Origin of the sequence: Paenibacillus sp. FSL W8-0426 (genome assembly GCF_037969725.1) — a bacterium.
Lineage (GTDB): Bacteria > Bacillota > Bacilli > Paenibacillales > Paenibacillaceae > Paenibacillus > Paenibacillus hubeiensis.
The window spans coordinates 2,527,737-2,548,743 of record NZ_CP150203.1 but is presented as its reverse complement, the minus strand read 5'-3'; the positions used below and the strand labels follow the sequence as shown (position 1 = coordinate 2,548,743).

Below are 21,007 nucleotides of genomic sequence, written 5' to 3'. Positions count from 1 at the left end.
TTATACAAACGAGCATCCGACATGTACAGAAAGACAAGCCCCCCCTTTACCTCAAAGGCAATCTGCCACTCAAATAGCTTTCCTGCAACGTGTGCACAAAGCCGTCATGCACCTCGTCCCCCGCAAGCGCCGTACAGATCAAACCGATGTCATCGCTCACGTAACCCGCCAAATCAGGATCACCTGTCAGCGAAAATACCTGTTTAAACGCCATCTCCCGACCGGAACGAATATCCTCAGCTTCTGCCTCGGTGCCGCTCCCCTGCACACGCTCGAACGCCTGCATCCACTGTCCGGAGAACTCATCGTCCTCCCTCTCTGCCAAATAATCGTCCACATCCAGTTCTGCAAAGGTCTGTTCCGTAATCACTGTACCTTCTTTCAGCTTGGACAAAAAACGTTCAGCTTCTGCCTTACTCAAGGTCAACCCCTTCTTTCCCCTCTGCTTGATACATAGCCGGTATAACAAATCTCCTCATGGAAACCTTCGGATCGGCGATAAAATGCATTTTCCCCATTTGCTCGTATTCCGTCATCACCTGTTCGAAAATGCGGGCGATCAAGCGGCAATCCGCTAATGCCTCATGCCGCTGCAAACCCGCCGTGTCGATGCCGTAGTAACTCACCAGAAAATCAGTGGAAACAACAGCATCGATCTCCGGATGAATGTAGGTAAACAATGCTTTGGTATCCAGCACCTTGTTCGTCATCATCGGCAAGCCATTCATTGCGCAATGGCGTCTTAGCATCGGCACATCATACTCATATCCTGCCTGAGTAACCAGCACTCGATCACCAACAAAATGCAAAAAGGACGGAAAAACGTCCTTATACCCGGGAGCGCCGCACATGTCCTCATTAGAAATGCCGGTCAATCGGGCGACAGCATCCGGAATGGGCTTCGTTGCCCGAACAAGGGAGGTAAACTCCGCTTGCTCCGTCGACCCCAACTCCAGATGAAGCGCTCCAAACTGAGTAATGCTTTCCGTTTCCGGGCGTATGCCCGTGCCTTCCAAATCAAAAATGCAATACTTCTGCCGCTGCAGATCCAACACCTGAAGCCCTTCAATGAAATACCGATCCTGCATAAACGTAATGTTCATGAGCTCACCCACAACCGTTCGATGCCAACCAACCGACGTTCCGCATCCATTTCCAGCTTATATATGTCCGGCATGGAGGTGCTTTCCCAAAACTCATAGCCGTAGGCGGGATCGTAATGGTTAAGCATCAGGGTCATGATATCCCCGTGCGTGCCGATGGCCACCTTTTCTCCCGCATGCTGTTGCAAGATCCGTTCCAGCACGGCCACGGCACGCTTGCCTGCTTCCACGCTCGATTCGCCGCCCGGGAAAGCAAATTCGGGATCAAGAAACACCCTCTGCTTGGCTTCCCGAAAGTTTTCTTTCCCCAAATCCTTTCCCGACAGCTTTCGCTCCCGCAAATCTTCTTCCATCGTGATTTCGCATCCGCAATGGCCGGCCAGTACCCGCAAGGTATCCACCGCACGCCGATAAGGACTGGAATAAAACCAGCGGATTCGCTCCTGGACCAACACATCGGCAATCTTCGCCGCATCCAGCATGCCACGTTCCGTGAGCCCGCGTTCCCGCTCTTGCCCTTCCACATAGACCGACTCCGCGTGCCGGACAAAATATAACGTTGTGTTGAATGCTTCCTTATTTGGGTTCACTGCTCTGCACGCTCCTTCTTCTTGATCACGATCAAGCAGGTACTGTCCGGCAGCGAAGCAGGCATACCGTCCTCGTCCATGAAAACAATGCGATCGTTCAGCGCTTCCGTATACCCTTTCTGCAAAAAGTGTTTCAACAGGATAATGTCTGCCTGGTCGCCAAGCGTTTCTTTGATGCAGCGTTCGTAGGCGGACGGAGTAAATATGCCGAATTGCTCCTGGATTTCATGGACGTAAGCATCCGGCCCCCAGGTGTACGTATACAGAAATTCCATCGCATCATTCACGTTGAGCACCGCTTCGTTATCGGATATCCGGTCGAATGCAATGGACCTTCCCTGAAAATCGGCAGCATACCGCTCCAGCCACTGCATCCCGTCGGGCTCCATGAAACGGATGCGCCGTTTCTGCGTTTCAGGTTCCGTCATGATTCCGTCGCGAATCAGAATCCGGCCCCCCGGAGTCATCACGTCAAAGGCGCTGCGAAGCGCTGTCGCCACCGTATTCGGGTTGAATCGTCTGCCCTCGTGTTCAATATAGGAGTAGAGCTCATGCAATATGGATGAAAAAATGACCGTATCCACCGTGCCAGGCTGCACGTATTGATCCAGCTGCAGAGCATCTCCTTTCATCACTTGCCAGCGGCGGCCTTCCCGCTGTTTCTTGCGTTCAAGCGCTTCGATCACATTGGCTGAAATATCGATGCCGATCGGCTCTACATCCGGCTTCTCCTGCTCGATCAAATCCAACAGCACGCCTCCGCCGGGCCCGATGTCCAGCACCCGCCGGCCCGCGATATAGTCCAGCAGCACTTTTTTGTAATCCCCCGAGCCGTTCATGTCGGCCAGATATGCTTCTTCGTTATGGAAACGGTCGTAAGCATCGCGCCTTAAGCCGAACAAATCAAACAGCATCAGCACGGCCCGTTCGTACAGCGGCGATTTCTCGGCTTCGATGCAGAAAGCGATCAGCTTCTCCGCAGCCGGCGAAAATTCGAACGTCACGAACGCCGTATCCGGCACGTCCTCGTATCGCTGCACGCGATGGGTCAAATGCGGATAATCTATGGCCTCCCCTGATGCCATCTGCTCCCAGGACCACTGCTCCAAATACTTTTCAATCATGCGCTTTTTGTACACATTCAGCTTTTTGGCACCTTTGTGGTCATAATACATCGTGTTCATCAGGGGTTCGAAGCTGATATGACGCACGCATCCAGCCGTCCTGCCGCCGTCAGGCTTGTGCATTTCCAGGTCCCTCAGGGCGAGCCGGAAAATCTGCACCATTTCATTGAAGGAAAAGTGCTGCAAAGCTGCCTCCACGTACCATAACGTGCGATCCGCGAGCGGCGCCAGTTCCGCCTCGACGTCCAGCGACTTTTCCAATCGTGCATAAGCCTCGTCCAGCGGTTCGCCCTGTTTGACGGAGGCGCTTCTGAGCCGGGACAGCCGTTCCTTCAAGGTCCATTCATGGCGTTCAGGCTCTTCGATGATCCAGCCGACAATACGTCGCACCTCGGATTGCACGTCCTGCCAAAGCTGTGGATCGACACCCGCAATCACGCATTCATTCAGCGCCAGCAGCAGTGTCCTGAGCTCGTCTTTGTCCACCCATCCTGCCGCAAACAGTCGACGTACCGGAAGGTTCTCGGCAAACGGAATTTCCCCGCGGATGTACTGCCCGATCAAACCATGCGTCGCGATCAGCGTGCGGACCATTTCCTGCCTTGGCGACAATGCCGGGACATCGTCTCCTTGTTCATGCTGGGCGGAAGAACCCGAAGTTCCCAGGATCGATGAATCGCCCGGAACTCCGGCGTATGTGCCCCCATCCTCATTTTCGCGCAGAACCGCAGAACCGGCGTTTGGCGCTGCGGCATACCGAACGTACAGTTGGGCGGAACCGATGTTGTGCACAAACAAATTGATGCCTTCGGACAGCCACATCCTGCGCTGCTGCAATGTTCCTGCCTTCGCCGTTTCGGACCAGGCCAGCACTTCCTCCACGATCTCGCGTACCCAAAAGGAAACGTGCAAACCGTCCAGCACCTGAAGCGTTCGCTCCACATAGTCGAGCACCGGATTATTCGTTTCGAGCTCGGCGATGGCACGGACACGCTCCAGATTGATGTTCGGCCTTTCGGCGGCCAACAATAATTGCAGCCACGACGGAGACTGTCCCGCTACAGACAGGTCCCCCGATTTCCAAGTTTGAATCGCCTTCAACGCTTTTAACACGGCATCCACCTCATTCACCTATTCCAATTCTTACATGACCATCCAGGTTCAATGGGACGCCAGACGCTCCCTCACGAAACGCAGCACATGCCTTGCTTCCCCTTCCGGCAAATTTTCGTCCAGCCGCGCGGCGGCAACGGGTAAAATCCAAGCTTCCAGCTGCTCCCATGTCATGCCGGACAAACGTAAGTAATGCTCAATATAGCCGTCCAGCAGCAGGCTGCGCGCCGTCTCGAACGCCTGATGCAGCTCTGCAGCCGCCTGTTCCGGCAGGCTGGCGCTCTTCAATATGACCCATGTCCGCGCCACATCCCCTGCCGGGTCCCCGGACATGCCTGTCATCCAGTCGATGACCCGGCAGCGCCCGCCGACCCGTTCCAGCATGACGTTGTCCGGATGAAAATCGCCGTGGCAGATTTGGCTGTGCTCCGGCAGCGCCCGAAGATCGGCCAGCACCTTTTGTTTTTCCGATTCCCCAAGCATGGGCACACGCATCATCGCCTGTTCTAAAATATGTTTTTGCCCAGGCAGGGCCCGTTCTTCATCCTTCTGCATATGCAGCCCGTAATGGCATTCCGCCATCATTCTGGCCGTCTCCTCCGCAGATAGGATCTGTCCGAGCAGCAGAGCAAGCAGCGTTTGCCCTTCGATCCGTTCAAAAACGATGCCAAGACGGTTTCCTTCTTTATGTAATAAGCGAGCCTCGGGGATGTGCAAACCTTTGCTGCCGACCATCTCCGTGATCCGAAACTCGTGCCGCACGACAGCCTCCGGGAAATCCGCATGGTACAGCTTCATGATCTCCCCTGGCGAATATTCATATATATCCGCGGTTCTTCCCTGCCCGATCAGCCTCAAAACGTTTCCTCCCCCATTGGATTGGGAATCAGTTGAATTCGACACCTCTTACTTTGGCAAAAACCATCGTGTCCACCAGCACGCCGTCCGGATCGCGTCCGGTTCTCCGCAAAATGCCCTCCAGCGTGTATCCGGCCCGTTCGGCGACTTTGGCGCTCTTTCGATTGCGGGCATCGCAGCGGATTTCAAGGCGATTGGCGTCCAGATGCCGAATGGCAAACTGCTCGATGCCTCTAACGGCTTCGCCCATTAATCCTTGTCCGGAACGCGACGTTCTGATCCAGTAACCGATTTCGAAGGAACGGGCTTCCCAGTTCATGCGATGCAAACCGCTGCTGCCCACGAATTCGCCGGTCTCCTTGTCCAGCAAATAAAGGACCATATCGGTGCGTTCCATAAAGTTCAACCTGTTTTTGCGAGCGCGGATCTCGGATTGTTCGAGCGTGGGGAGCGTTCTGGCAAAAGGCAGCCATGGCGCCAACTGGTCGGCGCTTTCGTGGACGGCTTCGTTCACCATCCGGCCGTCTCCCCATTGCGAAGCACGAATGATCAGCCGCTCCGTTTCGAAACGTTCGGGAAATTCAAGCATAATCGGGTCGATTGAATGATCGGGTTGCGTCATTTGTCCTCTACTCCTTTACTTGGAAAATGGAATCGATGATGAGCGGCAGGTCATCCCTGACCGATGCCGCGCCAAACACCGATCGGGCGTGTACTCCGCGTTCGCCGAACACGTCGAGCATCAGGTCGGAGCAGCCGTTCAGCACCTTGTGATGCTCGTCATAGGATGCGGTAGCGTTAACAAACCCTTGGATTTTGACCACACGTTCCACCCTGTCCAGTGAACCGAGCACCTCCTGCACAACGGCCAGCACTTCAATGCCTGCATTCCGGGCAAATGCATATCCTTGATCCGTCGTGAACGGGTCTCCCAGCTTCCCGCGCTCGGCCGTATTCGGCCCTTTGCCCGATACGTACATCATGCCGTTCACAATAACCGCATTCGCATATTTGGCCGCCGGCGCGCTGGCCCGCGGCAATACGATTCCAAGCTGTTCCAGTCGCTGTTCAATCATCGAGATCTTCCCCTTTGCTTTGAAGCGAACGCTCCGCTTCTCCGTTTTGTTTCTGCCCTCTCCGTGAACGTGTGTATCTTTTGCGGTATATAGTCAACCTATATATTTGCTCGCTGCCGCCATTTCCCCTACGCCCCGGCTTCCGAAAAGGTTTGCGTATTGGCCGAATAAAGCAATATGTTGTCCCTATAGTGCCATCCATGCTCCGACCAATACCGCTTGCCGGTCTCGTTGTTGTCCAGCACCATCAGATGGCACTTGAATATGCCTGCCTTCTTCAGCTGCTCCAGACAATGCCTGACCAAGGTCGTCGCCACCTGATTCCCCCGGTGGGCCGTATCTACAACTACGTGATACATGTATCCGCGTCTGCCGTCATGTCCGCACAGCGCAGTACCGACCAACTGATCTTCATCGTCCACGCAAACGTGGCTGATTCCCGGATTACGTTTCAAATATGCCGCGATTCCCTCTTCCGAATCCACCTCCATGCTGATGCCGAGCCCCGGTGTCCGGGCCCATAACAGCAAAGCCTGGTCATAGTGTTCAATCGACATCGGCTTGTATGTATACATTCTGCTCTCCTGCCTTCTTTGGGTATGTTTGGTTTCAGTTCCCTAATCTTAATTTCGATGGTTGGCATGCGTCAACTGCTGGGCGTATTATAACATCTTCGGATTAATATATATACGAATTCAAATCATGAGAAAACATAATATTGTAATTTCAATCAAACTCTTTTACGATAGTAGAACACGTTTCCACTTTGATAAAAAACAAGGGAGGAAGTTTCATGGGCGCACCTTTATTTCGAGATCCCATCTTTGATGGTGCAGCAGATCCGGTATTGATATGGAACCGCGCCGAACAGGCTTGGTGGATGGTATATACCAACCGCCGCGCAACGGCGGGCGGACCGAAGTTCGCCTGGGTGCACGGCACCGATCTTGGCGTTGCTTCTTCCACTGACGGCGGCAGCACCTGGACGTACCGCGGCACATTGACGGGATTGGAGCACGAATGGGGTCATAACACGTTTTGGGCACCGGAAATTTTCTGGCATGAGGGCACGTACCACATGTACGTGAGCTACATCCAAGGCGTCCCGCACGACTGGCCTGGACATAAGCGGAATATCCTGCATTATACGAGCCCCGACTTGTTGTCATGGACGTTTCACGGCACGCTGGAGCTCAGCTCGGACTACGTGATCGATGCCTGCGTCTACCCGCTGCCGGATGGCCGTTTCCGCATGTGGTACAAGGATGAAGCGAACGGTTCCCATACCTATGCCGCGGATAGCGCGGACCTGTACCATTGGAAAGTGATCGGTCCTGTCATAACAGGTCGGCCTCATGAGGGCCCGAACGTATTTCGTTTTAAGGGCAGCTATTGGATGATCGTGGACGAATGGAGGGGACAGGCCGTTTACCGTTCCGAAGATTTGGAACACTGGGCGTGGAACAGCCTCATTTTGGATCAGCCGGGCACCCGGGAGGATGACGGCGTCATCGGATTGCATGCCGACGTCGTTGTACAGGACGATCAGGCCTATATTTTTTATTTCACGCATCCGGATCGACGGGAGGGCGTGGAACATGCCAGCGAACCTGCACGCCGCAGCTCCATTCAGGCAGCACGGCTCGACGTCGTGGACGGGATCATGATCTGCCCGCGGAACGAAGAGCTTCGGATGAAGTTGCGGCCGGAGAACGAATCGCCGATGCGCAGCTCGTAAAACAGGTTTACATTCTCGAAGAAAGCAATGAGCCTCGGAAATGCATGATGGGCAGCCATCGCTGCGTCGTTTCCGGGGCTTTTCACGCTTATGGCTGCCTTCGATCCTGCTTTGTATGCTGCTGGCGGTACTGCCTTGGCGATGCATTCACCATCCGTTTGAACATTTTGCCGAAATGGGAAAAGTTCCCGAACCCGGATCGCAAAGCGATGTCCGTAATGGGATCGTCCGTTTCCCGCAGCAAACGCTGCGCTTCCTTGATTCTCAGCAAGTTCAGATAATCGCTGAACGAAAATCCGGTTGTATGCCGAAATAATCGGCTCAAATAGTGCGGGCTTATACGGAACATGTCCGCCACTTCCGTCAGGGACTGCGATTCGCGAAAGTTTTCGTTCAAATAATGCACGACGGCCTGCGTTTTGGGATGAAGGACCGGCTCTGCATCTTCGGCATCCGCTACGGCCAGGTGCCGGTTGCGCCAGGCACAGAGCAGCAATTCCACCGCCCTGTGGCGGAGCAGCAGCTCGCTGCCCGGCTGCGGGTCCACCATCTCGTCCACGATCTCCACAGCCAATCGTTCCACCTGAGCATGGATGCGTGAAGGAAACCGCAGCACGGGCGGACTGCCGCGAAACAGCTGCATCAAACCAGCGGCCAAATCTGCGGGTACGCCCATGCCTGCGAACAGCTCCGGCTTCAGGTACAGGACCACCCGATCATGATCCGGCCTGCCGCTATCCAGCGTTTTGTGGACCACGTTGCGGTCTACCAGAACCAGGTCCCCTGCCATAACCCGGTAGGATCGATCTTTGATAAAGTAAATGCGCTCGCCCGACAACAGGTAATACAGCTCATAATGATCGTGCAGATGGTCCGCATGCATCGAAAAATAACCGATGCGCCGATCATATTCGATTGCGAGCAGCCCGGTCGGATCATGAAAGTCCGCGCGATATGGTCTGTTCACGGGCATCCCTTCCTTTTTTAAAAAGGTTTCCCTTGGATTATAGCAAAATCGGCGGCATTTGAAAGCGATTTCGCAATAAAGGCGGCGAAAAACGTGCTTCCTTGTTATAGGCTAGAAGCATATTCAAGGAGGCGATGACATGAGTGACAAAAAACGCTATGCATTGGTCGGTACCGGAGGTCGTGCCGAATTCTTCTACGGATCGCTGGCCCGCGATTTCCGCGAAACATCGGAGCTGGTCGCATTTTGCGATATCAACCAAACCCGGATGAACTATGCCAATCAAATGCTGCGCGACAAATACAAATATAACGAAGTGCCTACATACCGTGCCGATCAATTCGATGAAATGATCGCCAGCGAGAAACCCGACTTCGTGATCGTGACAAGCATTGACCGCACGCACCACAAATACATCATTCGCGCCATGGAACTTGGATGCGACGTCATCACCGAAAAACCGATGACCATCGATGAGCAAAAATGTCAGGACATTCTCGACGCTACCAAACGGACCGGGCGGAACGTGCGCGTGACCTTTAACTACCGTTATGCTCCCCATCACACCAAAGTAAGGGAGCTTGTCATGAACGATGCCATCGGACGCGTCACGTCCGTGCATTTCGAATGGCTGCTGAACACTCGCCATGGCGCGGACTATTTCCGCCGCTGGCACCGCAATAAACGGAATAGTGGCGGTCTGCTCGTGCACAAATCGACGCACCATTTTGACCTTGTTAACTTCTGGATCGGTTCCCAGCCTCAAACGGTATTTGCATTCGGGGATTTGATGTTCTATGGCCGCGAAAATGCCGAGGAGCGCGGGGTAACCCAATTTTATACGCGTGCAACGGGCAGTCCGCTTGCCGAAGGCGATCCGTTCGCCCTGCATCTGGATTCGGATGCCCATCTGAAAGCGATGTATCTGGACGCCGAAGCAGAGGACGGCTATCAACGCGACCAGAGCGTATTCGGCGACGGCATCAACATTGAGGACACGATGGGCGTCCTGGTTCAATACCAGAACAAGGCTATCTTGACTTATTCCCTTGTCGCTTACCAACCTTGGGAGGGATACCGCATCGCCATCAACGGCACGAAAGGACGCATCGAAATGTCGATCGTCGAACAATCGTACGTCAATTCGCTCGGCGACAAAAACCTGGAAGGAGCGCTGATCGGCAAAACGCTGCGCGTACTGCCCATGTTCGGCGCACCTTACGAAGTGGAGGTCGAAGAACGCGAAGGCGGCCACGGCGGGGGCGATCCGGTCCTGCTGAACGACCTGTTCGGCCATCCGGAAGAAGATCCGTTCAACCGCGCGGCGAACCATATCGATGGCGCACAATCCATCTTGACCGGGATTGCAGCCAATCGGGCCATCGCCACGGGCCAGCCCGTACAGATCGGCAGCCTCGTTCGTTTCTGACAAACGCATACTGCCGTATTCAACGGCGGTCTGATATAAAGATCGGATTAGCTGCTGCCTTTACGATATCGACTCAAAAACGCTCCTTCTGAGGAAGGAGCGTTTTTGAGGTGCACCGCACCATATAAATGTCAAATCGATGCATCCTCGGACTCACCTTGGCGTTCTCCGCTCATATACTGGGTATAAACGGAAAACGGAGGAGTTCGCATGAACGTGCACCAGCTTCAAACCGGCAAAACGCTTCAGCAGCGCCTGGCCGAATTGCAGGGCCATCTCGCCGAATTGAACGCCCCCCTGTCCGGCCTTGAACCAGGACGGATCGACCGGGTGTACCCGCGCAATTTCATCAAAGTAAACGGTCAACTTTTCGTGCCGCTAAGCCTGAATTCCATCCGGGTGTTCGGCATCCCTCGCACGCGGCGCGGCATATTCGTAGGCGTCCGTACCGCGTTCCCTACCCGAAATGCATTTCGCAATCTCCGCCTTGTCGCGGTGGGATTGAACTATATTGAATTGCAGGCCAGGGGGAAGTTCCCTTCCCGCATCCTGTTTCCGCTGAAGCAAGTCGAATCCATCTATCGGCCTGTAAGGGGAAAATGAACACAGGCTTGAATCCTTTATATCCGCAACCATGCAGGTTGGCCCTTCCAAAGCCTGAAATCAAGAAATTACAACAATGCTCGAGGCTGCCCCATCCATTTCAGACATTTGCGGCAGCCTGATGAGCATCCACTTCTTCAATTGCTTTATTCACAGTATCTTTTTAAATCCCTGTCCATACATCCTTCGCGTATCGCCCTTGCTGCTGCAGTTGTTCCAGCCATGCTTCCGCCTGCTGAGCCGTGCTGCCGGTTACGGTGGCGTAGGCTTCCTTCAATGTCGCTTCGACGTCCGGAGCCATTCGGCTGCCGTCGCCGCAAATGTACAAGTGTCCGCCTTGCTCCAGCAGCGAAACCAATCGTGATGCATCCTGATTCATCCGATGCTGGACATAACATTTCTCCTCTCCCTGAATCCGGGAAAAAGCGGTGTGCAGCGTCACAAGCCCTTCTCGCTCAGCCTGCTCCAGCTCCTGTTTGTACAAATAATCATGCTCGGGATTGCGGCAGCCAAAGTACAGGTGTGCTTCGCCAAGCTCGGCTCCCTGTTCCTTCAAAACGCGACGAGCCTGCAAAAATCCGCGGAACGGCGCCACTCCGGTGCCCGGGCCGACCATGATGATCGGCACGCCTGCCTGCTCCGGCAGTTCAAAGCCCGACTCGGGCGTGCGCACGAACATCACGATCTCTTCGCCCGGCTGCAGCCCGGCCAAATAGTTGGAGGCAATGCCTTTGTATTCGCCCTCTCCGCTCCAGGCTGGTCCACGCACTACACTTACCGTAATGCTCGCCTGACCCGGCTGAACGCGGGGTGAACTGGAGATGGAGTAGTACCTGGCCTTCAGCGGAGGGAGCAGCTCCAGAAAACGCTCGAACGGCAGCTCGCATGCCTCGTACCGGATAAGAAAATCCAGCATGGAAACGCGTTTGCCGCGCACTTTCTCCAAATAAGCCGCTTCGTCCAGCAGTGCTTCAAGCTCTTTCTTGTGAGGCGGACAAACCGTATATGCGGCCAATTCGCGCAATTGCGCACGCGTCGCAGCCTCCTGCAATTCCACGCTGTGGGTCAGCAGGTCAAACAAATTGACCGGCTGGTTCAACGGCAGGTGAGCCGCGCTGCGCCCGGAAGCGTCCAGTACCAAATGCTCCGTGCCGTTGAAACCGTATCGGCGGAGCACACGCTCCACCAATTCGGGCGGATTATGCGGCAGTACGCCCAGATGGTCGCCTTCCTTGTAGACCGCGCCTTCCGGTAAACGAATCTCCAGATGGCGCGTGCTGCGGTCGCTCCCCGCATCGTGCAGTTCACGATTCTCCACGACCGTTGCGATATGTGCATCATAGGTTTCTGCCAGCGGGGTGACAGCCAAACCGTTGACAAATTGCACGGATAAGGAACTGCGTTCGCTCTCGGAGTTGACGTTCAGCTCCAGACCCAGCTTTTCTGCCAGTTCGGGCCATAAACGTTCATTCCAGCGATCGACCTGTTGTTCAAAATCACCGCTGGCATCGCTCTCGCCAAGCGGGGCAAGGCGCTCGGCCCCTTTTGCGGACAATAGCTCATCGATAAGATGCGGAACGCGTTGATATGTGCTGGCCCAATTGTGGTCCCCGCATCCCATGACCGTGTAACGCACGCCGTTGAACTCTCCCGAATCCGCATGCTCCAGCCATTCGACAAACGCTTTTGCATTGCTTGGAGGCTGGCCGTTGTAGGAAGCGCTGACGATGATGACCACGCCTTCTTTCGGCAGCTTGCCGACGCGTTGATCCAGTGCGGCCACTTCACTGTGAAAGCCTTGATACCTGGCGGTATCAGCAATCTCCCGGGCAATGCCTTCCGCGGTACCCAGATTCGATCCGTACAGGACAAGCATGGGCGTGCGATGCGCATTCATCAGGTTCGGCTCTTTGTTTGCAGGCGCAATCGTCGCTGAGACCGGTTCCTGGACGGCGATGCCAGGAGCGGCCATGACCGGCTGGCTTTCGCGCACGCGCACACGAATGGTGAAATTGTCTGGCTTGAGCGTCAACGTTTCTTTCACTTTCAACTGGTAATCGGCATGATCGATGAGTTCAAAATGTTTCAGCACCATCCCCAGTACGAGCGTGGCCTCCTGCAAAGCAAATTGCTGCCCGATGCAGGCACGCTGGCCATTTCCGAACGGTTTGTACGCATCATGCGGCACCTTGCTCGGGTCTTCGAACCGTTCCGGGCGGAATGCCTCCACATCTTCGCCCCACGCCTCGCGATCCCGATGCAGCTTGGGAATCAGGACGCTGACGCTGTCCCCTTTTTGCAGCGGATATTTGCCTGCGAGCACCGTATCCTGCTTCGCGTATAACGAAAATGCGGGAGCCGTCGGCCATAACCGCAGCGCTTCGTTCAGGACCATGCGCACATATTTGAGTTCCCGGACCTGGTTATAACTCGGGAGCGGATCTTTCAGAATGCGGTCTGCCTCGGCCTGCGCTTTGGCAAGCTTGTCCGGGTTTTTCAGCAAATAATAAATGGCAAACGACAACAACCCGCTCGTCGTCTCATGTCCGGCAATCAGAAACGTGATAATCTGATAACGGATATTCTCGTCATCCAACGTTTCTCCGGTTTCGGGATCCTTGCCGCTAAGCATATGTGACAGCAGGTCATCTGCCCCCTCGACCGGCTTTGCCTTTCGCTCAGCGATGATGTGATCCACAAGCGAAAACATGGTGCGAATGTCCTGTTCGAATTGTTTCTTTTTCGCAAACATCAGTTTGTCCTGCAGCCGCAGCCGCTGAAGCGAGCTCATGGCTTCATCAAGCGAACGCACCATGCTGGTAATAAACGGATGCGGGTCCTCGCGATAAAAACTGTTGAACCGATAGTTGAACCCGCACAGGCCGATCGTATCCAGCGTCAACCGGGTCATGTCTTCCGGCACGTTGACCGTTTCGTCAGGATTGAGGCGCGACCATTTTTGCACAAGCTGCACGGCTAAATCCAGCATTTTCTGATGATACCCCTGCATGGCGCGCTGACTAAAGCTCGGCAAAAGCACGTTATGAGCTTTCTTCCAGTTCGGCTCTTCCGTCCAGCTGGTAAATAATCCGTCGCCGGCAAAAGCCCTTACCTTCTCCAAGGGTGCCCATACCCGCTTGTCAAATCTCGATTCGTCGCATACTTCGGCAACCAACTCGTGACCCGAAATGTACAGCTCGCTTCGTCCCGGCAGCTCCATGCGGAAAATGGGGCCGTATTCACCCGCCAGCTGCACAAGAGATTGAACCGGCTCTTCAAAATTCAACTGCGGCAAATTGCCCAGAGGTCCAAAGGTTTTCGGTTGAGGCACTGAATGTTGCACCATTTCTGTTCACTCCTCTTTCAAGGTAATGTTCTTCCAATACGGTACATCGATTCTGCAGACGGTTCGTTTGGTTCTGACTCTCCTCATAGTTATACCCTATTTTTTCGCAATCCGACCAATCTCATCCATTCGATGAAAGATCATGATGACGAAAGGCTGAGCCTACGATAGAACCAACTGACCATTTCGGTAAAACGGTCATTTCATCCTAAAAAAAGGAAGAGACGATCCCGCCTCTTCCTTTACCCTACCATTCCCATCATCAATCTTCAACAGGCCCATGGTCTTAGGACGATTGGAGCTAATCAATTTCCGGTTTCGTTCAGTAACCTCTCGATCATGCTTTCCATTGCTGCCGGTTCGATCGGAGTTTCATAACGGGCAGCGACCCTCCCATCCCGGCCGATCAGAAACTTGGTGAAATTCCACTTGACTCCATCCCCTGCATAAATGTCAGGGTGCTTCTCCTTGAGAAATTCGTCCATCCATCGGCCCTTTTCCGTAGATAGGTCAAATCCTGCAAAAGGGGCTTGTTCAATCCATTTTTCATACAAAGGATGCATCTTTGGTCCCCTGACGTCGATTTTTCCGAGCATGGGGAACGTCACCCGGAATTCGTTCCGGCAATACTCGGCAATCTCCGCATTGCTGCCTGGTTCTTTGCCATTGAACTGATTGCACGGGAATGCCAAAATTTCCAGCCCCTGCTCCCGGTATTTGTCATAGAGCTGCTGTAAAGCAGCAAATTGGCTGGAATAACTGCATCTGCTGGCCGTGTTGACGATGAGCAGCACCTTGTGGCGAAACGAGGACAGCGTCGTCGTGCTACCGTCCATGCAAGCCACCTCGCTGGAATATAAGTCCATGAAATCAAACCTCCTCCAATGATCATGGGCTCATTGTAGTCCTTTTCTAATGATAGGTAAAATATATATAATATATAATTATAATAGACAAAACCTATAAATCAATTAACAAAACAGCCTACCGAGCATGACTTTCGCTGCTTCATAGGCTGCTTCGTTTTTCATTTGTTTTTTCAAAAACGTCCGTAATCTGCTTAGTCCTATCCTACGATGAGTCCGTATACGATGCCCGGTCCATGCACGCCGATCGTCAGGTCATTTTCGATATCCGATGAACGGCTTGGCCCAGAAATGAAATGAATGCCTGCCGGGAGATTTTCCCTTCCGACTTCGTCAAATCGACTCAGCGTCTCGCCCAGCCTTGTATATAGACGATCCACAGGAATGATCAGGATGAGAACCGTGGGTAACAGGCTGACCGAACGCCCTTTGTCCTTCGAGGACAACACCGTCACCGAGCCGGTATACGCCGTGGCATAATCCGCCATGACCACGCCGATGTCCGCTTCGGCGGCGCGGGCTCTCCAGTTTTCTTCAGGCAGCGAATTCCATACGGATACGCTAACGCCCTGCTCGAGGCTCGATTCAAGCGCCAAATCTTCAAGCTCTTTTTCGTTTTGCCGAATGATGTATTTTGCGCCAAGCTCCCGCGCCTTGCCAACGATGAAACCTGCCGCTTCCTCCATGCTCGGCACTCTCGCAATATGGGCCCCGACGCTGACAAAATTGTCCGTGAACGCCTGAATGCGTTTCTCCGTGTCCCACTCCAGCTTGTTCCAGAATGCCGGAGCGCCGCGGAAAGGCTGGACAGGCGCCTGCATCTGCCTCGGTCTGCCCAGCCTGGATGCGATGCCGTTCATGAATTTCTCCTGTTTCTCGCGCGACTTTCGCTCCAAAGCGGCAAGCCAATCCTGATGCTCAGTGTGCATGCCCCCCGCCTCCTTTTTCGCGTTCCTGCAAAATCCGTTCCATGCGCTGCTTGACAGAGGCATTCATTTCTTTGGGCTGCCGGTTCAGTTCCTCATCCAACCTGTTCCATTCCTGGCGGAAGGATCGTTTGGCCAGGCTTGGCGCAACGCGATACGTATTCCAGCCCTTGAGCGGACCCAATTTGAGCGAAATGCCGTTATTGCGCACAACGGCTTTCTGGCCGATCTGGCCCATGCGGACTGCGGCAGCGAACCGTTTGGAGTTGGAGGCAACCGCGGCAAAGCCCTTCATGCCAAGGCCCTCCCACCGGTTGCCATTCCCGCTCTCCACCTTGCGCCTGCGCAGGTATACGAGCATGTCGTGCAGCGGTATTTTGACCGGACAGGCCTCATAACAAGCCCCGCACAGACTGGATGCGCTTGCGATATCGTTCCATTCGTCAATGTTGCCATTTAGGGCAGGCGTAAGCACCGCGCCGATCGGTCCGCTGTATGTGCCGCCGTAGGCATGACCGCCAATGTGCCGATATACCGGGCACGCGTTAAGGCAAGCGCCGCAGCGTATGCAGTTCAGCAGCTCTTGAAACTCCGGATTGCCCAGCTGCAGCGAGCGGCCATTGTCGACGATGATGATATGCATCTCATCCGGACCGTCGCCGTCCTCAGAGCGGCGCGGGCCCGTAATGCCGGACATGTACATCGTCAGCTTCTGGCCCGTTGCCGAACGCGGAAGCAGGGTTGCCATGACCTCCAGATCGGTCCAGGAAGGAATGATCCGCTCCATGCCCATCAGCGTAATTTGCGTTTTCGGCACGGTCGATACCATGCGGGCATTGCCCTCGTTTTCGAACAGCACCATGGAACCCGTCTCCGCAATCGCAAAATTGCAACCCGTCATGCCGATATCCGCTTCCAAAAACTTCTCGCGCAGTTTCTTTCGCACAAATCCTGCAAGCACGGTCGTATCCGGCTCCAGCGTCTCGCCAGCCTCCTTCGAGAGCAGCTCGGCAATCTGGTATCGGTTTTTGTGAATGGCCGGAATGACGATATGCGAGGGCGCTTCCCCTGCCAGTTGAATGATATATTCGCCAAGGTCGGTCTCGATCGCTTCGATGCCGGCCGATTCCAGCGCATGGTTCAAATGCACTTCTTCGGAAACCATGGACTTCGACTTGACGACCGAAGACGCCTGTTTGTGGGCCGCGATGTTCAGGGCAATCGCGGCAGCCTCCGCGGACGTGTCCGCAAAGTGAATATGGACGCCGTTCGCCCGGGCATTATCCACGAATTGGTTCAGATAGTAGTCCAAATGGGCAATCGTATGCAGACGGATTTGCCGTCCGCGCTCACGCCATTCGTCCCAATTGCCGTGCTCCTCCGACGCGGATTTCTTGCCATTGCGCAATCGCTCGGTCGTGAACTTGACCGCTTTTCGCAAAAAGTCGTCGTTCAGCGCAAGCTCCGCCCGCTCCTTGACCGTCACTTCCATAGGTCCTGCCTGGCTCATCCTGTCTTCACCCCCTCATACAGCAATTCGGCCAGATGCATGACACGCACCGGCTCATTCCGGTACCGCAAATTGCCCGCAATGTTCATCAAACAGGCCATGTCCAATCCGACAAGCACCTCAGCCTCGGTTTCTTTCACATGGTCGACCTTTTCCGTGACCATCGCGCCAGAAATGTCCGGCATTTTCACGGCAAACGTGCCCCCGAAGCCGCAGCAATCCTCCGCAAACGGAAGCGGGACGAATTCAAGCCCCTTGACCGCCTTCAACAGCGCCAACGGCTCATTCTTCACCCCGAGCAGCCTGCTGCCATGGCAGGACGGATGATACGTGACTTTGTGGGGAAAATGGGCCCCCAGATCGGTGATGCCGAGCACGTTCACCAGAAATTGCGTGAACTCGTAAGCCTTTGCTTCCAAACCTTTGGCCTTCTCCAGCCATACCGGATCGTCTGCGAACAGTTCCGGATAATGATGGATCATATACGTACACGACCCGGAAGGACATACGACGAAATCGCTGTCGTCAAACGCCTCCAGAATCGTTTTGGCCGCTGCCCGCGTCTCATCCCAATACCCGCTGTTGTAGGAAGGCTGGCCGCAGCACGTCTGTATCGGCGGGAACTCCAGCCGTATGCCGTGAGCGGCGAGCAATCTGACCATGGCTTCCCCCACACGGGGATAGATGGCATCGCTGAGGCAGGTAATGAACAAGGAGACCTTCATGATTACACGCTCCCATTATGGATTGATAATTTCCTGCACCGCATCTATACGGTGGTGATCGTAATGTTGTAAACCTTTAGCCGTTCGAGCATTTCAGGATCGGGCACCTGGTCCGTAATAATGTTATGCACGGCCTGCAGCCCGGTCACTCTGGCAAAAGCCCGAACGCCGAACTTGCTGGCGTCGGCCAGCAGAATGACTTGATCGGATATGCCAACCATTTTCTGTTTCAGCCTGGCCTGAAGTTCGTTCGACTCGCTGATGCTGCCGCTTTCCGGATGAACGCCCTTGCAGGACAAAAACAATTTGTCGACATGGTACGTCTCCAGCGAACGTTCCGCAAGCGGCCCGACAAAGGACAGCGACCGCTGCGCCAGCTGTCCACCGGTGGAAATGACCTCGATCTTGTCCTTGCTGCTTAGCTCCGTCGCCACCTGAATCGAGTTGGTAAGCACCGTCAGCGGGATGTCCGGCATGCTGGCGGCCATGTACCCGGCGGTGGTGCTGGCATCCAGCAAAATCCGGTCCCCCGGTTCAATCATGGAGACCGCCGCATGGGCAATCCGCTTTTTCTCCTCTGCCTGCGTTGTCTCCCTCACCCGGTAAGGAATTTCAGGCTGGTCTTCTTTGACGCTGACGGCGCCGCCGTGCGACCGGCGCAGCCGTCCGGCCTGTTCCAGCCGGTCCAGATCGCGCCGGATCGTTTCCTCCGTGACGCGGCAGCGCTCGCTCAGTTCGGATACGCGCATGCTGCCGTTCAGGTTCACCAGCTCGACGATCCGGTCGTATCGCTCTGCCGCCAGCATGGCTACACCTCGCTCCCGGTACGCGATTGGGCCAGGCCGGTCACCTGCAGGAATCGGCCGTATGCATGGTCCCAGACGGAGCGCTGCTCCGGCTCGTACTCCTTCACCGGGAACGAATCCCGAATGACTCGGCGTGCCTCCCAAATATCCTTAAACGCTCCGCTGGCGATCCATTGCATTGCCATGTTGCCGATCGCGCTGCCTTCGGCCGGCCCTGCCCATACCGGCTTGCCGATCGAATTGGCCGTCCACTGGCATAACAACCGGTTCTGGATGCCGCCGCCAACCATATGCAATCCGCCAAAGGTTTGTTTGGACAATCGCTCCGTCCATTCCAGCACGATGCGGTACTTCAGGGCCAGGCTCTCCAGGATCGAACGCGCAACCGCGCCTTGATCTTGCGGTTCAACCTGGCCTGTGCGGCGGCAGTATTCACGGATGCGGCTGGTCATATCGCCAGCAGGCAGGAACAGATCATCGTCGGGATCGAACAAGCTCGCGAACGGAGCTGCATTCTCCGCCTGCTGCAACAATTCGGCATAACCGATCGCCTGCCCCTCGCGCTCCCATTCCCGCATGCTTTCCTGCAAAATCCACAGACCCATAATGTTTTTGAGCAGCCGGAATGTGCCCCCGGCACCGCCTTCATTCGTAAAGTTAAGCGCCAAGCTCTCTTCGCTAATGGCCGGCCGATCGAGCTCCGTCCCCATCAGGGACCATGTTCCGCAGCTCAGATACGCAAACGAACGCTCCGTAGCGGGGACTGCAACGACGGCAGAGCCCGTATCATGCTCCGCTACGGCGACGACAGGAATGCGTGCAATGCCCAGATCACCGCTGATGCTGCCGCGCAGCTGTCCAACTCCGGTACCCGGCATGACCGCTTTTCCGAACAAATGCTCTGCCACACCGATGTGCGCCAGCAAGTCGCGATCCCAATCTCCCAAGACGGGATTGTACATCTGGGTCGTCGTGGCGTTGGTGAACTCGTTCACTGCATCTCCGGTCAGGAAATAACGCAGCAGGTCAGGGATCATCAGGAATCGCTGCGCGCCATCCAGCAGCGGCGAACCGCCGCGGCGCAGCGCAGCCAGTTGATAGAGCGTATTGAAGCTCAGGAACTGAATGCCCGTTTTTTCGAAAATCGCCTTCCGACCAAGCTCCTTGCACACTTGTTCCATCATGCCGCCAAATTGCGTATCCCGGTAATGATACGGATTGCCCAGCAGTTCGCCGTGGCTCCCGATCAGCCCGAAATCGACGGCCCATGAATCGATTCCCAAGCTCTCCGGCTGTTCCCCGCGCTGCTTGACCAGCGTAAGCCCGGTCAGCAGTTCATGATGCAAACGCAAAATATCCCAATACATCCGGTCCCCGACCTTTACGGGCTCGTTCTTGAAACGATGGACTTCCACCGTTTCCATTCCCCGGTCATTCAGATGACCCAGCAGCGCTCTCCCGCTGCCGGCGCCCAAATCGTATGCCAGCACACTCACTGCTCTCCACGCCCTTTCTCATTCTTTGATTTCAGAAAAATCAGTCTTCATTCTGTTACGTTTTCTGTGATTTATTGTTTGTTTGTTTTTGTTTAATACTGTTTGACTTTATTTTATGAGTATAACATCATTGTAAGCGTTTGAATACCCTGCGATTTGTTTTCTTTTGGGCATCACAAAAACGGCCCTTTCCAAAGAAGAGCCGTTCTTGTCCCAACCATTGGCTTAAAATTGTCCATGTCCGACATCGGATTGCGTCTGTTCCTCGCGTTCAAAATGCTTGAAGCGGGTCCCCTGAAACGTCAGCATCCCTTGGTCTTGCTCAACGATCCGGCCGTAATCGCTGCCGCTGACGCGAAATTCTATTCGCTCGCCGTTATCCAGCTCAAAGGTCAGGAAGTACGAGGTCGATGTCCCTGTGTCCCCGGCCCCCCCGCTGACATTTGTACGCTTCGCCACGACGGTGGAATGCAAGGTCAGAAGAGGTGACGCATTGTTGGAAGACCAGCTGCGCAATCCGGAGATAATGGCATAACCGATCGTGACTGCGATGATCACGAACACAGCGCCGATAAAGATCGTGCCGAACGTCTGCATGGTGTTAAACTCGTTGACTTGGGAAAAAAAGCCGCCATTGCCTTCAAAACCGGGAACATCATTCATATCGTCGAAAACGCCGAAACCGTCCATGATCATCGTCCCTTCCCTGCTGATCTTGTCCGTATAACTAT

Annotated in this window: 20 protein-coding genes; 3 read left to right on the top strand and 17 right to left on the bottom strand. The window is 54.8% G+C overall.

Annotated elements, in window-relative coordinates; genetic code table 11:
* Positions 1-46 precede the first annotated feature (46 nt).
* The 8 genes from MKY59_RS11835 to MKY59_RS11800 form a co-directional block, all read right to left on the bottom strand.
* Entirely contained in the window at positions 47-421 is a 375-nt protein-coding gene (locus MKY59_RS11835; RefSeq protein ID WP_339277737.1) for a hypothetical protein, read from the bottom strand.
* Positions 414-1,103, bottom strand: coding sequence for a 3'-5' exonuclease (locus MKY59_RS11830; protein ID WP_339277735.1), 690 nt, complete (start codon positions 1,101-1,103; stop codon positions 414-416). The genes MKY59_RS11835 and MKY59_RS11830 overlap by 8 nt, the downstream gene beginning before the upstream one ends.
* Positions 1,100-1,693 (bottom strand): histidine phosphatase family protein, encoded by a 594-nt coding sequence (locus tag MKY59_RS11825; RefSeq protein WP_339277733.1) that lies wholly within the window; start codon positions 1,691-1,693, stop codon positions 1,100-1,102. The genes MKY59_RS11830 and MKY59_RS11825 overlap by 4 nt, the downstream gene beginning before the upstream one ends.
* Complete coding sequence (locus MKY59_RS11820; RefSeq protein WP_339277731.1) at positions 1,690-3,930, bottom strand: class I SAM-dependent methyltransferase; 2,241 nt, start codon at positions 3,928-3,930, stop codon at positions 1,690-1,692. Before MKY59_RS11820 ends, MKY59_RS11825 begins: the two co-directional genes overlap by 4 nt.
* Positions 3,931-3,978: 48 nt before the next feature.
* The gene (locus tag MKY59_RS11815) at positions 3,979-4,788 is read right to left on the bottom strand and encodes an aminoglycoside phosphotransferase family protein (RefSeq protein ID WP_339277729.1); all 810 of its coding nucleotides are present in this window, start codon (positions 4,786-4,788) and stop codon (positions 3,979-3,981) included.
* Between the two features lie 28 nt (positions 4,789-4,816).
* Positions 4,817-5,410 carry a GNAT family N-acetyltransferase gene (locus MKY59_RS11810; RefSeq protein ID WP_236418608.1) on the bottom strand — a complete coding sequence of 198 codons (594 nt, stop codon included), beginning with the start codon at positions 5,408-5,410 and terminating at the stop codon, positions 4,817-4,819.
* Positions 5,411-5,417: 7 nt separating this feature from the next.
* On the bottom strand, positions 5,418-5,864 hold the full coding sequence (locus MKY59_RS11805; protein WP_339277727.1) for a RidA family protein: 447 nt from the start codon (positions 5,862-5,864) through the stop codon (positions 5,418-5,420).
* Positions 5,865-5,992: 128 nt separating this feature from the next.
* A complete protein-coding gene (locus MKY59_RS11800; RefSeq protein WP_339277725.1) occupies positions 5,993-6,439 on the bottom strand; it encodes a GNAT family N-acetyltransferase in 447 nt (148 codons plus the stop codon).
* A gap of 218 nt (positions 6,440-6,657) precedes the next feature.
* Between MKY59_RS11800 and MKY59_RS11795 the strand changes: the two genes are divergently transcribed.
* A complete protein-coding gene (locus MKY59_RS11795) occupies positions 6,658-7,602 on the top strand; it encodes a glycosyl hydrolase (RefSeq protein ID WP_339277724.1) in 945 nt (314 codons plus the stop codon).
* 88 nt (positions 7,603-7,690) lie between these two features.
* On the opposite strand, the gene MKY59_RS11790 is transcribed toward MKY59_RS11795, so the two are convergent.
* A complete protein-coding gene (locus tag MKY59_RS11790) occupies positions 7,691-8,569 on the bottom strand; it encodes an AraC family transcriptional regulator (RefSeq protein ID WP_339277722.1) in 879 nt (292 codons plus the stop codon).
* Positions 8,570-8,708: 139 nt separating this feature from the next.
* Here MKY59_RS11790 and MKY59_RS11785 point away from each other — a divergent pair, with 139 nt between their 5' ends.
* Positions 8,709-9,998 carry a Gfo/Idh/MocA family oxidoreductase gene (locus MKY59_RS11785; RefSeq protein ID WP_339277720.1) on the top strand — a complete coding sequence of 430 codons (1,290 nt, stop codon included), beginning with the start codon at positions 8,709-8,711 and terminating at the stop codon, positions 9,996-9,998.
* A gap of 210 nt (positions 9,999-10,208) precedes the next feature.
* Positions 10,209-10,601 carry a hypothetical protein gene (locus MKY59_RS11780; protein ID WP_236418544.1) on the top strand — a complete coding sequence of 131 codons (393 nt, stop codon included), beginning with the start codon at positions 10,209-10,211 and terminating at the stop codon, positions 10,599-10,601.
* A gap of 163 nt (positions 10,602-10,764) precedes the next feature.
* Here MKY59_RS11780 and MKY59_RS11775 read toward each other — a convergent pair whose 3' ends face one another.
* The 8 genes from MKY59_RS11775 to MKY59_RS11740 form a co-directional block, all read right to left on the bottom strand.
* Complete coding sequence (locus tag MKY59_RS11775) at positions 10,765-13,947, bottom strand: bifunctional cytochrome P450/NADPH--P450 reductase (RefSeq protein WP_339277719.1); 3,183 nt, start codon at positions 13,945-13,947, stop codon at positions 10,765-10,767.
* Positions 13,948-14,252: 305 nt separating this feature from the next.
* Positions 14,253-14,813 carry a glutathione peroxidase gene (locus tag MKY59_RS11770; RefSeq protein ID WP_339277717.1) on the bottom strand — a complete coding sequence of 187 codons (561 nt, stop codon included), beginning with the start codon at positions 14,811-14,813 and terminating at the stop codon, positions 14,253-14,255.
* 200 nt (positions 14,814-15,013) lie between these two features.
* Entirely contained in the window at positions 15,014-15,742 is a 729-nt protein-coding gene (locus tag MKY59_RS11765) for a lactate utilization protein C (protein ID WP_339277715.1), read from the bottom strand.
* Complete coding sequence (locus MKY59_RS11760) at positions 15,732-17,249, bottom strand: LutB/LldF family L-lactate oxidation iron-sulfur protein (protein WP_339277713.1); 1,518 nt, start codon at positions 17,247-17,249, stop codon at positions 15,732-15,734. The genes MKY59_RS11765 and MKY59_RS11760 overlap by 11 nt, the downstream gene beginning before the upstream one ends.
* Positions 17,246-17,974 carry a (Fe-S)-binding protein gene (locus MKY59_RS11755; RefSeq protein ID WP_236417410.1) on the bottom strand — a complete coding sequence of 243 codons (729 nt, stop codon included), beginning with the start codon at positions 17,972-17,974 and terminating at the stop codon, positions 17,246-17,248. Before MKY59_RS11755 ends, MKY59_RS11760 begins: the two co-directional genes overlap by 4 nt.
* A 44-nt stretch (positions 17,975-18,018) precedes the next feature.
* Complete coding sequence (locus MKY59_RS11750) at positions 18,019-18,780, bottom strand: DeoR/GlpR family DNA-binding transcription regulator (RefSeq protein ID WP_339277711.1); 762 nt, start codon at positions 18,778-18,780, stop codon at positions 18,019-18,021.
* A 2-nt stretch (positions 18,781-18,782) separates the two neighbouring features.
* Positions 18,783-20,276, bottom strand: a complete 1,494-nt coding sequence (locus MKY59_RS11745; RefSeq protein WP_339277710.1) for a rhamnulokinase family protein — start codon at positions 20,274-20,276, stop codon at positions 18,783-18,785.
* Between the two features lie 225 nt (positions 20,277-20,501).
* On the bottom strand, positions 20,502-20,972 hold the full coding sequence (locus MKY59_RS11740; RefSeq protein ID WP_236417407.1) for a DUF2500 domain-containing protein: 471 nt from the start codon (positions 20,970-20,972) through the stop codon (positions 20,502-20,504).
* Positions 20,973-21,007: the final 35 nt, after the last annotated feature.